This window comes from Streptomyces sp. NPDC045287, assembly GCF_056432325.1.
Window position 1 is genome coordinate 141178 of sequence record NZ_JBWKJG010000002.1, and the last position, 13177, is coordinate 154354.

At 76.7% G+C, this 13177-nt stretch carries 15 protein-coding genes and 1 pseudogene; 10 read left to right on the forward strand and 6 right to left on the reverse strand.

From position 1 onward, the window contains the following. The first annotated feature begins 102 nt into the window (after positions 1–102). Together AC07D6_RS03865 and AC07D6_RS03870 are read left to right on the forward strand one after the other, a co-directional pair. Positions 103–1218, forward strand: coding sequence for a selina-4(15),7(11)-diene synthase (locus AC07D6_RS03865; RefSeq protein ID WP_479041744.1), 1116 nt, complete (start codon positions 103–105; stop codon positions 1216–1218). Positions 1219–1240: 22 nt separating this feature from the next. Next, positions 1241–2587, forward strand: a complete 1347-nt coding sequence (locus AC07D6_RS03870) for a cytochrome P450 (RefSeq protein ID WP_479042321.1) — start codon at positions 1241–1243, stop codon at positions 2585–2587. Positions 2588–2799: 212 nt separating this feature from the next. On the opposite strand, the pseudogene AC07D6_RS03875 reads toward AC07D6_RS03870, so the two are convergent. Beyond that, a pseudogene (locus AC07D6_RS03875) lies at positions 2800–3822 on the reverse strand (PEP/pyruvate-binding domain-containing protein); the annotation flags it as partial. An 89-nt stretch (positions 3823–3911) separates the two neighbouring features. Continuing rightward, positions 3912–4796: a universal stress protein gene (locus AC07D6_RS03880; RefSeq protein ID WP_315879060.1), complete on the reverse strand. Its 885-nt coding sequence runs from the start codon at positions 4794–4796 to the stop codon at positions 3912–3914. A gap of 254 nt (positions 4797–5050) precedes the next feature. On the opposite strand from AC07D6_RS03880, the gene AC07D6_RS03885 reads away from it, so the two are divergent. Further along, positions 5051–5353, forward strand: coding sequence for a DUF1876 domain-containing protein (locus AC07D6_RS03885; RefSeq protein ID WP_315879010.1), 303 nt, complete (start codon positions 5051–5053; stop codon positions 5351–5353). Positions 5354–5607: 254 nt separating this feature from the next. Here AC07D6_RS03885 and AC07D6_RS03890 read toward each other — a convergent pair whose 3' ends face one another. Beyond that, positions 5608–6222 carry a CBS domain-containing protein gene (locus AC07D6_RS03890; RefSeq protein WP_479041746.1) on the reverse strand — a complete coding sequence of 205 codons (615 nt, stop codon included), beginning with the start codon at positions 6220–6222 and terminating at the stop codon, positions 5608–5610. A 163-nt stretch (positions 6223–6385) separates the two neighbouring features. After that, positions 6386–6841, reverse strand: a complete 456-nt coding sequence (locus tag AC07D6_RS03895; protein ID WP_315879012.1) for a Crp/Fnr family transcriptional regulator — start codon at positions 6839–6841, stop codon at positions 6386–6388. A gap of 197 nt (positions 6842–7038) precedes the next feature. Between AC07D6_RS03895 and AC07D6_RS03900 the strand changes: the two genes are divergently transcribed. From AC07D6_RS03900 to AC07D6_RS03910, 3 genes are all read left to right on the forward strand, one after another. Beyond that, entirely contained in the window at positions 7039–7725 is a 687-nt protein-coding gene (locus AC07D6_RS03900; RefSeq protein ID WP_479041748.1) for a helix-turn-helix domain-containing protein, read from the forward strand. 121 nt (positions 7726–7846) lie between these two features. Continuing rightward, complete coding sequence (locus AC07D6_RS03905; protein WP_479041750.1) at positions 7847–8728, forward strand: universal stress protein; 882 nt, start codon at positions 7847–7849, stop codon at positions 8726–8728. Positions 8729–8796: 68 nt separating this feature from the next. Continuing rightward, entirely contained in the window at positions 8797–9189 is a 393-nt protein-coding gene (locus AC07D6_RS03910; protein ID WP_479041752.1) for a DUF3040 domain-containing protein, read from the forward strand. 18 nt (positions 9190–9207) lie between these two features. Here AC07D6_RS03910 and AC07D6_RS03915 read toward each other — a convergent pair whose 3' ends face one another. Next, a complete protein-coding gene (locus AC07D6_RS03915) occupies positions 9208–9501 on the reverse strand; it encodes a hypothetical protein (protein ID WP_315879016.1) in 294 nt (97 codons plus the stop codon). A gap of 336 nt (positions 9502–9837) precedes the next feature. On the opposite strand from AC07D6_RS03915, the gene AC07D6_RS03920 reads away from it, so the two are divergent. Further along, on the forward strand, positions 9838–10044 hold the full coding sequence (locus tag AC07D6_RS03920; protein WP_315879017.1) for a hypothetical protein: 207 nt from the start codon (positions 9838–9840) through the stop codon (positions 10042–10044). A gap of 41 nt (positions 10045–10085) precedes the next feature. After that, positions 10086–10325: a hypothetical protein gene (locus AC07D6_RS03925; RefSeq protein ID WP_315879018.1), complete on the forward strand. Its 240-nt coding sequence runs from the start codon at positions 10086–10088 to the stop codon at positions 10323–10325. A 34-nt stretch (positions 10326–10359) separates the two neighbouring features. Here the strand turns inward: AC07D6_RS03925 and AC07D6_RS03930 are convergent, their stop codons facing one another. Then, positions 10360–10614, reverse strand: a complete 255-nt coding sequence (locus AC07D6_RS03930; protein WP_315879019.1) for a hypothetical protein — start codon at positions 10612–10614, stop codon at positions 10360–10362. A gap of 259 nt (positions 10615–10873) precedes the next feature. Here AC07D6_RS03930 and AC07D6_RS03935 point away from each other — a divergent pair, with 259 nt between their 5' ends. Beyond that, positions 10874–12037, forward strand: coding sequence for a DUF5954 family protein (locus AC07D6_RS03935; RefSeq protein ID WP_479041754.1), 1164 nt, complete (start codon positions 10874–10876; stop codon positions 12035–12037). A gap of 380 nt (positions 12038–12417) precedes the next feature. Then, on the forward strand, positions 12418–13158 hold the full coding sequence (locus AC07D6_RS03940; protein ID WP_479041755.1) for a class I SAM-dependent methyltransferase: 741 nt from the start codon (positions 12418–12420) through the stop codon (positions 13156–13158). The last annotated feature ends 19 nt before the right edge of the window (positions 13159–13177 follow it).

A 13177-nucleotide genomic window follows, 5' to 3' on the forward strand; every position in this document is an offset into this window, starting at 1 on the left:
CTACTATGCGCCGTAGTTGATCACTTCCATGGCGCACGTGGCGTCTACTGCCGCCTCTTCGCGCCATGCACACGCGACGCGACGCGACGAGAGGAGGCCGCAGTGGGGCCCGGTCTGATAGTGCCGCCGCTCTTCTCTCCCTTCCCGCCGGCGATCCACCCGTGCCACGCGGAGGCGGACGTCCAGACGGCGGCGTGGGCCGAGACGTTCCGCATCGGATCGGAGGAGTTGCGCGGGCGGCTCGTCTCCCAGGCCATCGGGACCTTCGCCGCGCGCATCCTCCCCGAGGGCCGCGAGGAGGTCGTCTCGCTCCTCGCGGACTTCGTCCTCTGGCTGTTCGGCGTCGACGACGGCCACTGCGAGGAGGGCGAGCTCGGCCGCCGCCCCGGCGACCTCGCCGCCGAGCTCCACCGCCTGCTGCGGGTCGCGCAGAACCCCGAGGTGCCGATCCTGCTGGACGACCCGCTCGCCGCGGGCCTGCGCGACCTGCGGCTGCGGGTGGACCGGTACGGCACGCCGGGCCAGGCGGCCCGCTGGGTGGACGCGCTGCGCGAGTACTTCTTCTCCGTCGTGTGGGAGGCGTCCCACCGCCGCGCCGGCACCGTGCCGGACCTCGCCGACTACACGCTGATGCGGCTCTACGACGGCGCCACGTCGGTCGTCCTGCCCCTGCTGGAGATCGGCCACGGCTACGAGCTCCAGCCCCACGAGCGGGACCGCACCGCCGTGCGCGCCGCGGCCGAGATGGCGTCCTTCGTCATCACCTGGGACAACGACATCTTCTCGTACCACAAGGAGAAGAAGGAGCGGACCGCCACCGGCTACTACCTCAACGTGCTGCGCGTCCTGGAGCAGCACGAAGGGCTGACGCCGGAGCAGGCGCTCGACGTGGCCGTCTCCCAGCGCGACCGCGTGATGCGCCTGTACGTGCGCCTCACCGAGGCCCTGGCCGGGCAGGGCAGCCCACAGCTGCGCCAGTACCTGCGGACGCTCGGCAGCTTCATCCGCGGCGCCCAGGACTGGGGCGTCAGTTCTGTCAGGTACACGACTCCCGATGACCCGGCGAGCATGCCCGCGCACTTCCGCGACACCCCCGTCGACGACAGCGACGAGCCGCTCGACATCCCCGCGGTCTCCTGGTGGTGGAACCTCCTCGCCCCCGGGGGCGACGCGTACACCGCCCCCGGACGCCCGGCGCACATGACCGCGCAGAACTAGAGCAGAGGACTCTTCCGTGTCAGTGGTGACAGTCGGCCTGGATTCCGTCCCCCGCGCCCCCGGGGCCGTGCCGCTCCTCGGGCACGCCTGGAGGTTGTGGCGGGACCCGCTCGGCTTCCTCAAGTCCCTGCGGCAGACCGGGGACATCGTGCAGGTCCGCCTGGGGACCATGCCCGTCTACGTGGTCACCTCCGCGGAGCTCATCCACGAGGTGACCGTCCGCCAGGCGCGCAGTTTCGAGAAGGGCCGGCTGTTCGACCGGCTGCGTCCCCTCGCGGGCAACGGCCTGGCGACCGCCAACGGCGAGGTGCACCGCCGGCACCGCCGGCTGATCCAGCCGATGTTCCACCCGCAGCGGATCCAGGCGTACGCGGCGGTGATGAGCGAGAACGCCCGCGAACTCGCCGACTCCTGGGAGCCCGGACAGGAGATCGAGCTGGAGCGGGAGATGGCGGGGTACGCCGTCGAGACCCTCGCCAAGAGCCTGTTCTCCACGGACATCGGCCTGCCGGCCGTCGAGGCGGTCCGCGAGAACCTCCCCGTGGTCCTGAAGAACATGCTGGTACGGGCGGCTTCCCCGAAGCTCCTCGACCGGCTGCCGATCCGCGCCAACCGCGACTTCGACGCCGCCGCGGCCCGGCTGCGGAAGGTCATCGACGAGGTCGTCGCCACCACGCGCCGCTCCGGGGAGACCGGCCGCGACGACCTGCTGTCGGTCCTGCTGGCCGCGCGCGACGAGGAGACCGGCGAGTCGCTCACCGACACCGAGGTCCGCGACGAGCTGAGCACCATCCTCTTCGCCGGCGCCGAGACCACCGCCTCCTCGCTGGCATGGGCCTTCCACGAGCTGGCCCGGCGCCCGGACGTGGAGGCCGAGCTGGTGGCCGAGATCGAGGAGGTCGTCGGCGACCGGCCCGTGGAGATCGGGGACGTGCCGAAGCTGACCGCCGTCCGCCGCGTGCTCGACGAGGTGATCCGCCTCCACGGCGTCACCCTGCTGATGCGCCGCGCCACCGCCCCCGTCGAACTGGGCGGCCACCGCATCCCGCAGGGCGCGGAGGTCGCCTTCAGCCTGTACGCCATGCACCGGGACCCCGACCTGTACCCCGACCCGGACCGGTTCGACCCGGACCGCTGGCTGCCAGAGCGCCGCGCCTCCGTCGAGCGGCACGCGTACGTCCCGTTCGGCGCCGGCAACCGCAAGTGCATCGGCGACGCGTTCGTCTGGACGGAGGCGACGATCGCCCTGGCGACCATCCTCGCCTCGTGGCGGCTGCGGCCCGTGCCCGGGCACACCCCCCGCGAGGTGCCCTCCGCGGTGGCCCACCCCGACCGCGTCCCGATGGTCGTCGAGCCGCGCCGCGGCTGAAGCGCCGCACGCGCCCCGCGCCCGGAGGCCCGGCCGCGTCCCCACGGGGAACGGCCGGGCCCCGCGGCGCCGATCGCGCCCGCCCCGCCGGACCGGACGGCCCGATCCCCCGCCGTCTCCGCCCCGCGGGCCGGTGACCCCGGCGGCGTTCCCGCGGGCGTGCGGGGCGGGCGCCACCACCGGCCGGGGGTGACCGGTCGTCAGGAACGCCCGTCCGCGGGCCGTTCGGCGGGCCGGGTGCCCAGGATCCACAGCCGGCCGCGTTCGACGGTGAACTCGACGGCGCCCACGTCGCCGCAGCGGTCGCCCAGCCGCCGCAGGTGCGCGCGCAGCTCCGCGTACGCGGCCGGGGCGAGCCGGCCCAGCTCCTCCAGCGGCAGCGGCTCCCGCACCCCCGCGGTGACGTCCTCGCCCTGCGCGTCCGGCAGGTAGGCGCCGTACGCGCCCGGCCCGCCGGTCGCCGGGTCGCGGGTGAAGACGACGCCGCTGCCGGAGTCGGCGCCCCGGTTGCCGAACACCATCGTCTGGACGGTCACGGCCGTGCCGAGGTCGTCGGGGACGCCCGCGCGGTGCCGCCGGGCCCGCGCCGGCCCGGAGTTCCACGAGGCGAACGCGGCCCGCACCGCCCGGTGCAACTGCTCCGCGGGGTCCTGCGGGAAGTCCTCACCGGTCCGCTCCTTGACGAGGTCCTTGTACGTCTCGACGACCCGGATCAGGTCGCAGGCGTCCAACCGCCCGTCCGCCACGTGGTGCTGGACCCCCACCCGCTGCCGGACCCCTTCGAACAGCTCCGGCTCCACGCCCATCACGGCCGTGCCGAACCGCTCGACGAGGCGGCGGTAGGAGTCCCACGCGAACCGCTCCCGCGCCGGAGTCCCGGCCAGCCCCAGGACCGCGTAGTCGTTCAGCCCCACGTCCAGGACGGTCTCCGGCGCCCCCGGCACCGGCGGTCGCACCCCGGGGCGGACCGACAGCAGCAGCGGGTCGTCCACCTGCCCCAGCCGCCGTCCCGCCGCGCGCTCCAGCCGCGCCAGGTGCTCCGACACCTCCCCCTCCAGCTCCGGCGGAGGGGCACCCGTCGCGGCGTGCACGCGGCACGCCTCGGCCGAGACCGTGAACCCCGCCGGCACGGGCAGGCCCATCCGCGCCAGCTCGGCCAGGGCGGCGCCCTTGGCGCCCAGCAGGCCGGCCCGGTCCCGGCCGCCCTCGGTGAAGTCGTACACGTAGCGGACCATGGCAGTGCGCCCTCCAGGATCGGCCGGACCGGTCGTGCCACCACGACCAGCGTGCCACCCCCGCCCCGGACCGGCCCGGGCGGAGCGGCTCACCCGTGCGGGACCACCGCCACCGGGGACGGCGCGTGGTGCAGCACCGCGTGCGCCACCGACCCGATCCGCGGCCCCACCGGCGCCTGTCGCACCCGGCGGCCGACCACCGTCAACCCCGCCCGCGACACGGCCGACAGCAGCACCTGTCCGCCGCTGCCCAGTTCGACGTGCTCGGTCACCGGCACGTCCGGATACCGCTCCCGCCACGGAGCCAGCGCGTCGGCCAGCGCCTTGCGCTCGAACGGCTCCAGGCCGCCCGCCTCGTCGGCCAGCGCCATCGAACCGGGGCTGTACGCGTACAGCGACGGCAGGCTCCACGCCCGCACCGCGCGCACGCCCACGCCCCGGGCCGCCGCCGCCGCGAACGCGAACCCGAGCACCGCCGCGCTCTCCTCGGGCCCGCCCTGCTGCCCGACGACGACCTCACCCCTCCCCGGACCCGCCGACGGCCCGGCCCCGTCGCCGCGCGGGGCGCGCACCGCCACCACCGGGCAGACCGACGCGGCGATCACCTGTTGCCCGTACGAACCGAGCAGGAACCCGAGGAGCGCCCCGCGCCCGCGCGAGCCGACCACCAGCATCTCCGCGGTCCCGCCGGCCTCCAGCAGCGCGGGCACCGGGGCGTCCGCCACCAGGTGGGAGGTCACCGGCACGTCCGGGTGGAGGCGGCGCACCTCCGCCTCCGCCTCGTCGAGGACCCCCTGCGCGCGCCGCGCCTCCGCCTCCCGGTCCTGATCCGGCGGTACGTCGAGGGGCTGCCACAGCCAGGCGTGCACGAGCCGCAGGGGCAGCCCGCGCAGCGCGGCCTCCCGCGCCGCCCAGGCGGCAGCGGCGAGGCTCTCGGGCGAGCCGTCCACCCCCGCCGTGATCGCTCGGGTCATCGGGGCCTGCGCCATGGGTCCTCCTCCGTACGTCGCGCCGCGGCGCCGGTCCTGCTCCCGCCCGGCGCGAACGGCTCCCGGGCCGCGGGCGTGACCGGGAGGCCCGACTTCCCCGCCGGACCGGCCCCAAACCGGCCCCCGCCCGGCCGGCCCCCGCCTCCCGGGTCGTCCCGGCGGCCGGGTCGGGTGGATCCTGGAGGCAGGACCGGCGCCCCACCGGTCCACGGCCGTCCGACGCGTCGAGGAGGCACATCATGACCCGGACGCTGGAGTGGAAGATCAACATGGATCTGCTGGAGGACGAGGGCACCACCGAGGCGCGTGCCGTCCTCGACACCGGCGAGTCGACGATCACCGGCCGCGGCTCCGCCCGGCGCAGCCCGGAGGACGAGGACGTCCCGCTGATCGGCGACGAGCTGGCCGCCAGCCGCGCGATGAGCGACCTCGCCCGGCAGTTGATGCGCCTGGCGTACAGGGACATCGGCGAGGCGGGCGCCGGGATGTCCGCCGAGGAGGACCGGGACGCCCCGTACGGCTGGACGACGCCGGCCCGCTGAGTCGCCGCGCCGCGCTGACCCACCGGTCCGGACGCGGCGCACGAGGGGCCGCCCGGCCGCTCCACGCGCCGCCGGGCGGCCCCTCACGCGCGTAGACGCCCGCCGGTGATGGAGGCCATCGCCGGGACCGGGTGCGGCGGCCCCACCACGCGCGTGGACGTCCGCGCGGAGGGGTGGCCCCGAGGGATGGGCGCTCGCGCGGAGGGGCGGCCCCGAGGGGACGGGCGCCCGAACGGACGGGCGGCCGCGTCCCGTCAGGTCGCCACGGCCTCCGTGTCGTCGGTCTCGTAGGCGAGCCGGTCGTCCACCGCCACGACCCCGTCGACCGTCTCGCACAGCCGCACCAGGATCGGGACGAGGCTCCTGCGTTCGAGGGTGCCGCTGAGCGTCACCGTCCCGTCGTTGACGTCGACCGTGACGGCGGACGGCGGCAGCCCCAGCGTGCGGGTGACCACGTCCTCCAGGATCTCCTCCTGGATCGCCCGGTCGCGCCGCAGGAACAGCTGGATCAGGTCGCTGCGGCTGAGCACCCCGATGAGCCGCCCCGGGGCGTCCACCACGGGCAGCCGCTTGATGTGGTGCCGCTCCATCACCCGGGCCGCCTCGACCGCGCTCCACTCCGGCCGCGCCACCACGGCCGGGCTGGTCATCAGTCCCTCGGCGGTGCTCGGCCCCTGCCCCCCGGAGGTGTGCCGGCGCAGCAGGTCCGCCTCCGACACGACACCGACCGGCCGCTCGTCCTCGTCGACCACGGGCACGGCCGTGATGCCGTATTCGTCGAGCAGCCGCGCGATCTCCTTGAAGGAGGTGCCGGGCTGCACGGCCACGGCCTCCGGTGTCATCAGATCGGCCACGCTGCGGTGCCTCATCGTTCGCCTTCCCCTTCCGTAGGCCCCCATCCGAGCATGCGGGACACCGGGCCCGGCGCCCGGCACGCCACGGCGCGCCCCGGGAAGGGGGAGGGCCGCGGACCGGCGCGCACCCTCCCCGCCCCTGGGGGCACGGCCCGCGCGGCGCCCGGAGGGGCCGCCGTCAGAGCACGCCGCTGCCGTGCGGCGCGTACATGTCGAGCAGCCGCACCCGCGTCGCCTGCAACCGGTGGGAGAGCACCTGCCCCACCCACTGCGTCAGGGCGTACCCGAACGCGGTCTCCGCCTCGCACAGGTCCCGCACCACCGCCGCGTCGAACTCGTGGGCGCGCACCAGGCTCATCGCCTCCGCGCCCAGCTCCCACTCGTACGGCGGGAACATCCACGACAGGCCGACCAGCTCACCGTGGCCGAGCATCTCGATCACGGCCGGGCGCGGACTGCCCGGCACCCGCGAGTCCAGGTTGACGGCGCCCGTCCGGACGATCCAGAACCGGTTCGCCGGCCGGTGCTCGTCGAAGAGCCGGTGCCCCGGCTCGAACGCCACCTCCCTGGAGAGGGCCATCAGCCGCTCGCGGTGCGGAGCCGGCAAGGTGTTGATCCTCGGCGCTCTGGTCATGTGAACCTCCTGGTGAACCCGCGCACCAAGCGTCGTCCGCCGAGCCGCCGGACGGCGGGGCCGACCGGGCGCCGGCGGAGGGCCGACGGGCCCCGTTCGAACCTCCGCCCGGTACGGCGGTGTCTTTCGAGCCTACTCACCACCGGCCCGCGGGGCTCCACCGTGCGGGTGCCGGACGCCGCGACTACCGTGATGCCATGCCCGGACCCGAGCGCCCCAGGGGCGGCATCGGCCTCCGCGTCGCCGCCCGCCGCGAACAGCTCGGGCTGTCCCGCGAGGAGGTCGCCCTGCGCACGGGGTCGGCACCCGGCTACGTCCAGTACCTGGAGGAGCAGCCCGCCGTCCCCGGCATGGGCTTCCTGCTGCGGCTCGCCGACGCCCTGGAGACCACCGTCGGCGCCCTCGTCGGGGGCGCCGACGGCCTGCCGCACGGCGCCGGCCACGCGGCCTACCGCCCCGAGCTGGTCGAGCTGGGCCCCGACGAGTGCTGGGAGCTGCTCGGCGCCCGCGGGGCGGGCCGCGTCGCCGTCACCACGCACGAGGGCCCGGCCATCCTGCCCGTCGACTACGTCGTCACCGGCGCCGAGGTCGCGTTCCGGACCTCCTCCGAACCGCTCCCGGGCCGGGCCGCGGGCGGCGAGGTCGCCTTCGAGGCGGACCGCGTCGACGAGGCGTTCGGCCAGGGCTGGAGCGTCCTCCTCGTCGGCGCGGCCCGCGCCGTCACCGAACCCGGCGCGGTCCGGGCGCTGGAGGAGCGGGCGCCCACCGCGCCGTGGGCCGGTGCCGGGCGGGACCTGTGGATCGCCCTCGCCCCGACCCGCGTCAGCGGCCGGCGCGTCCGCGTCCGCCGCGCCGGCCGGACGCCCGGCGCGCCCGGCACCTGACCGCCCCCGCGCGGACGGAGCCGGCCCCGACCGGAGGCCGGAGGGTTCCGGACCCGCGCGGACGAGGAACCCGCTCCCGCGGGACCGGTGCGCGGTCCGCGCGAGCCCCTCAGGAGGAGCCATGAACCACGACACGACCAGGGCGCCGGTCATCGCCGGTGTCGACGGTTCCCCCCGGGCCGGGGCCGCCGCCTTGTGGGCGGCCGCCGAGGCGTACCGGCGCCGGCAGCCGCTGCACCTCGTGCACGCCACCGGTACGGAGGGCCGCGCGGCCGGCGAGATTGCCGAGCGGGCCCGCGCGGTCGGCCACGAACTGCTCGCACGGGCGGCGGGCACGGTCGCGGGACGGTTCCCGGACGTGACCGTCGTGCGCCGCCTCGCCCCCGGCGACGCCGTCCGCGCGCTGCGCGACGAAGCCGGTGCGGAGGGCACCGTCGTCGTCGGCCACCGGGGCCGCGGCGGCTTCGGCGAGCTGCTGCTGGGCTCCGTCGGCCTCGGCGTCGCCTCGCACGCCGAGGTGCCCGTCGTCGTGGTGCGCGGCGAACGCGACCACGCCGCCACCGGGGTCGTCGTCGCCTGCGTACGCGACGAACGCGACCACGCGTGGGCGCGGCACGCCGCCCGCGAGGCCGAGCTGCGCCGCGCGGCCCTGCGCCTCGTCACCGTCTGGAACCCGCTCCTCCCCACGGAGCCCGCGCCGACCACGCTCGACGACATCGACGGCATCGCCCGGCAGCGGCTGCGCGCGGCGCAGGGCCTCGCCGACGCGATCCGCGGCGAGTTCGCCGGGCTGACCGTCACCGTCGAGGCGGAGGGGGGCCACTCCACCGCCGGTCTGCTCGTCCGGGCGTCGCGGGAGGCGGACCTGGTCGCCGTCGGCGCGCACCGCCCCCCGGCCGGCACCGGCGGGGGCACCGGACCCGTCGTCCACACGCTGCTGCACCACGCGCACTGCCCCGTCGAGATCGTTCCGCGCGAACCCCGTGCCGGGCGGGAGCACTGACGCGCCGGGCGGGTACACGGGGGAGGGCACCGGGTACCGGACGGCACGTCGCACCGGAGGTGGTCTCCATGGCATCCGGGAGGGACGAGGACCGCCTCCTCGCCGAGATCGAAAGGCTCCTCGCGCGGGAAGACCCCGGTCTGGACGCCCGCATGTCCGCGCTCACCCGACGGCTCGCCGGAGACCCGGCCGCCCCCGCCGCCGGTGCCGTGCGGCGGGAGGGGCCGGCCCGCGACGGTGAACGCGGCACCGGATGCGGCAGCGGACGCGACGGCGGGAAGCGCCGCGGGCGGCGGGACGGCCGCCGGGACCGGCGCAAGGTCCTGGCCCTGGTCGCCGTCGTGATCGCCGTCGTCGGGCTGGTCCTCACCGCGCTCCTCACCCAGCCGTCCGGCTCGGGCGGCGGCACCGCCCCGGTCTCCCCGGCCGGGCAGCCCGCCACGAGGGTTCCGAGGGCCTGACGGCACCGGCCCGGCCGGTCACCCGGCGGCCGGCTCCCCTCCGCGCGCACCGTCGCCCGGCCCGCCGCGGGCCCCGCCGGCCCCCGGGGCCTTCCCGGCCTCCGGTCCGTCCGGCAGTTCGGGCAGCAGCAGGAGCAGGTCCGGCAGCGCGCACACCCGTACGTGCGGCGACAACCCCGCCAGCAGCGCGACGACCTCCGGCCGGGCGTCCGCCGCGCGCGCGGCCGCGCACAGGTCGTCCCTCCCGACCCAGCCCGACCCGAACGCCCCCCGGGTGCAAGCGGTGATCTCCTGCCGCGTCACCGTCGACATGGCCGCCGTCCCTCCCGTCACCACCGTGCTCCGTCACTCACCGCGATCGTACCCTCACGCGCAGCGGGCGGCCGGGACTCTCGTCCGATGGACGGGTTAACGCCCGGCGGCCGGTGCCCGTCGGGTCCGGTAAGGGGCGCGGAATTCGGGCAACCACCCTGTGGTGGCACGGTTCTGACTTGCCTTCAGACTCCACGGCTGCGTTAGATTGGTGCCGCTCGCCGACCCCGCCGCGCACGGCCAAGGGGCGGCGCGGGAGCCGCCCCCGGCGGCCGCATCCGACCATCACGCACCACCACGCCGCCAACCTTCACGCGCGCTCACACTGGGGGAGCCATGGCTGACGACGTCACCCGCACCGAGATCGCCGACCACCTGGCCGCCGTCTTCGCCAACGGCGCGGTCAGCCGGAGCGACCTGCTGATCGCCGCCGCCGGAGCCCGCCCCGAGGTCCGCGAGGTCCTCGAACGGCTGCCCGACCGCCGTTACACCGAACTGCGGCAGGTGTGGGAGGACCTGCCGACCCTTCCCGTCGGAATCTGAGACCGGGCCGAGAGCCCCGAGAGTACGGAGCGACAACGAACATGGCCGTCTTCATGCTGCGGCTGGCCCACGGAGAGGACACCGTCGTCGAGGCGGACGCCGCGGGGCGCACCGCCACGGGCGAGATCGTGCTGGAGCGCACCGACCGGCACGGCAGGTCCGAGCGGGTGCGCACCTACCGGGCCGACACGGTCACCGCCGTCTACCGCCGGGGCCCCGCCGAAGGCGGCCCGTACCGCTGGATCCCGCAGCCCCCGGACGGCACCTGGTGGTGCTACTGATCCGCGCCCGCACCCGCGCCCGGTTCCGCGCCCGCTAGCCGCGGGCCCGGTGCGCGGCCTCCGCGACGTCCCGGGCCCGCGACGGGGTGAGCCGCAGCAGGTACGCGGTCCCGCCGAGCACCGCGCGGACGACCCCCCGCGGCACGTACCAGGGCTCCACCACCCGCACCTCCGACAGCGGCGCGCTGTCGATCTCGCTGCCCCTGCTGTTCAGCAGGGTCAGCCGGCCCTCCGCCACCCGGACCCCGCCGGCCGTCGTCAACTGGCGCCACCCCCGCCGGATGGGCACGCCCCGCTCCTCGAAATCCCGTCTGGCCACGCTGCGCCCCCAGTCACCCACACGCCGGCCTCTGGGGGACCATACCCGCGCCAGGACGGCGAGAAATGCACCCCGCGCACCCGTCCGTGCGGACCCCGCCCGCCCGCGGCGCGGGCATCCAACAGAGCGAACTGTTTGGCCGGTCCGCCGCATGCGCCCGCCGCGTCGGCGGCAGGCTGGGGCCACGGCCGGCGAACGGCGGCCACGGCGACAGGGAGGGCGCGACCGCATGGACGGCACGAAGGACACCGACGGCGCGAAGGACACCGACGGGCTCCACGGAGCGGGTGACCCCGCCGACCGCGTACCCGCCTACCGGCAGATCCGCGTGGCCACCCCCGAGCAGCCGGTGGCCGCGCTGGCCGACACCGAGGCGTGGCTCGCCCGCGACGCCTACCCCCGGCTGATGTCCGCGGGGGCGCCCCTCTTCGGCGTCGTGCGCGAACGGGCCGGCGGCGGCTGGGAGGTCCTCGGGTCCTTCCTCGACCAGGCGCCGCAGGAGGCCCGCGACGCGATGGGCTCCGAGTTCCGGCGGAGCGCCCAGGAGGCGCGGGAGGCGGGGGACGAGGACGCGTACGCCGCCTGCATGAGCGCTGCCGAGCGCATGGAGTGGGAGGCCCTCGACGAGCTGACCGTCGTCGGCGTCCGCCACCGGATCGCCCGCGCCGAGTGCTTCATCCGCTCCGGGCCCGACGGGCCCGAGCCGCCCCGCCCCTCCGACCCCGACCCGGCGCTCCCCGGACGGTCGCACGAGGGGCCCCGCCCCACCGAGGGGTACGTCCTCGACCCCATCCGGCCCACCGGCATGTCCGAGGGCGTCCTCAAGGTCGACCTGCTGGCCCTCGTCCGCAAGGCGGGCACCGTCCCCGAGGACGTCCGCGCGGACTCCCTGCGGGCCGCCGAGACCCACCCCGGCGGCGTCCTGCTGCCGCCCCTGTTCATGACGGCCGAGTACGAGCGGGGCCTCTGGCGGCCCGGTTCGGTCGGCGGCGACTCCCCGCAGCGGGCCCGCGACCACCTCGCCTTCAGGCTGCGCGTCATGATCCCCTGGGAGGAGCGCCTCACCCCCGAGGCCCGTGCCCCCTACCTGGCGGCCGCCGAGCGGTTCGAGGCACACCCGGCCGACGAACTGGAGGTCGAGGGCCGCCGCTTCCGGATCGTGCGCGTCGAACGGCTCGTGCGGTTCGGCCCCGACGGCCCGGAGGGCCCGCGCCCCTCCGACCCCGACCCGCAGCCGCCCGTCATGGTCCAGGAGCAGCGGCTGCGCGCCCAGGGGCTGCTCCCGGACGACGAGGACGAGGACGCGCCGATCGAGCTCGACGAGGACACCCAGCGCCTCGCCGACCTGTTCCACGAGGAGGAGGCCCGCATCCGGGCGTCCCGGGAGCGGTGACCGCACTGCGCGCCGGCGCCCGGCGCGGACGGGCCGGTCCTCGGCGAGCCGGTCCCGACGCGATCCGGTACGGCTCCGCCCCGACGCACGTCCGGCTCCTCACGACCGGGGCCCGACCCGCGAGGTGCCCGACCGCAGCGCCTCGCCGCACCTGCGGTACGCGACGGCCGCCGACGAGGGCGGCCGGGTGCCGTTCCTCGCCGCTCGGCTCGCCGGGCGGTGGGGGCGCCCGCCACATCGGGAAGGGCGAGGCCATCCGGGCCGAGCAGCCGCCCCGGAGCCGGCGCGTACGGTACCGGGCCCGGCGCCGGGCCGTTCCTCGACGGGCTCGGCGCGGACCCCCCCGTGGACGTCGCCGGGACGCACTAGGCTCGGCGGCCGTGTTCACTTCCGGCGGACCCACCCTCGGGGAGCTGGCCGTACAGGCGCTCTCGTCGCTCGAACGCGGCTACGACCTGCTCGCCCCCAAGTTCGACGCCACCCCCTTCCGCACCCCCGACGCCGTCCTGGACGCCGTGGCCGAAGCGCTGCGGCCCTTGGGGCCGTTCGGGTCCGGGCTCGACGTGTGCTGCGGCACCGGGGCGGGCACGGCCCTCCTGCGGGAGCTGTGCCGGGAGCGGGTGACCGGGGTGGACCTGAGCGCGGGGATGCTCGCCCGGGCCCGGGAGGCCCAGGAGGCGCGCCCGCCGGAGCCGGGCCTGCCGGAGCCGGAGTGGGTGCGCGCCGACGTACGGGCGCTGCCGTTCCGCGCGGAGTTCGACCTCGCCGTCAGCTTCGGGGCGTTCGGGCACTTCCTGCCCGCCGAGCGGCCGGGCCTCTTCGCGCGGGTGCACGCCGCCCTGCGGCCGGGCGGGCTGTTCGCGTTCCCCGTGGCGGCGCCGCCGCGGGTGGGCTCGCCGGCGTACTGGGCGCTGTGGGGCTTCGACGCGGCGATGCGGGTCCGCAACGCGTTGTGGCGGCCGCGCTTCGTCATGTACTACCGCACCTTCCGGCTCCCCGACGTGGTCACCGACCTGCGCCGGACGGGTTTCGCCGTGGAGTGGGCGGCGCTGCCCGCGCTGGGCGTGCGCGAGGACGGAGCGCCCCGCTGCCGCCTGCTCGTGGCACGCCGCCCCGGCTGACGCGGGGCGGCGTCGTGGA

Excerpts from the sequence above, each read along its gene's own strand:
- AC07D6_RS03900 (WP_479041748.1), top strand. The coding sequence starts at position 7,039 with ATGCCCGGACCCGAGCGCCCCAGGGGCGGCATCGGCCTCCGCGTCGCC.
- AC07D6_RS03890 (WP_479041746.1), bottom strand. The coding sequence starts at position 6,222 with ATGAGGCACCGCAGCGTGGCCGATCTGATGACACCGGAGGCCGTGGCC.
- AC07D6_RS03910 (WP_479041752.1), top strand. The coding sequence starts at position 8,797 with ATGGCATCCGGGAGGGACGAGGACCGCCTCCTCGCCGAGATCGAAAGG.
- AC07D6_RS03905 (WP_479041750.1), top strand. The coding sequence starts at position 7,847 with ATGAACCACGACACGACCAGGGCGCCGGTCATCGCCGGTGTCGACGGT.
- AC07D6_RS03885 (WP_315879010.1), top strand. The coding sequence starts at position 5,051 with ATGACCCGGACGCTGGAGTGGAAGATCAACATGGATCTGCTGGAGGAC.
- AC07D6_RS03880 (WP_315879060.1), bottom strand. The coding sequence starts at position 4,796 with ATGACCCGAGCGATCACGGCGGGGGTGGACGGCTCGCCCGAGAGCCTC.
- AC07D6_RS03915 (WP_315879016.1), bottom strand. The coding sequence starts at position 9,501 with ATGTCGACGGTGACGCGGCAGGAGATCACCGCTTGCACCCGGGGGGCG.
- AC07D6_RS03925 (WP_315879018.1), top strand. The coding sequence starts at position 10,086 with ATGGCCGTCTTCATGCTGCGGCTGGCCCACGGAGAGGACACCGTCGTC.
- AC07D6_RS03920 (WP_315879017.1), top strand. The coding sequence starts at position 9,838 with ATGGCTGACGACGTCACCCGCACCGAGATCGCCGACCACCTGGCCGCC.
- AC07D6_RS03935 (WP_479041754.1), top strand. The coding sequence starts at position 10,874 with ATGGACGGCACGAAGGACACCGACGGCGCGAAGGACACCGACGGGCTC.
- AC07D6_RS03895 (WP_315879012.1), bottom strand. The coding sequence starts at position 6,841 with ATGACCAGAGCGCCGAGGATCAACACCTTGCCGGCTCCGCACCGCGAG.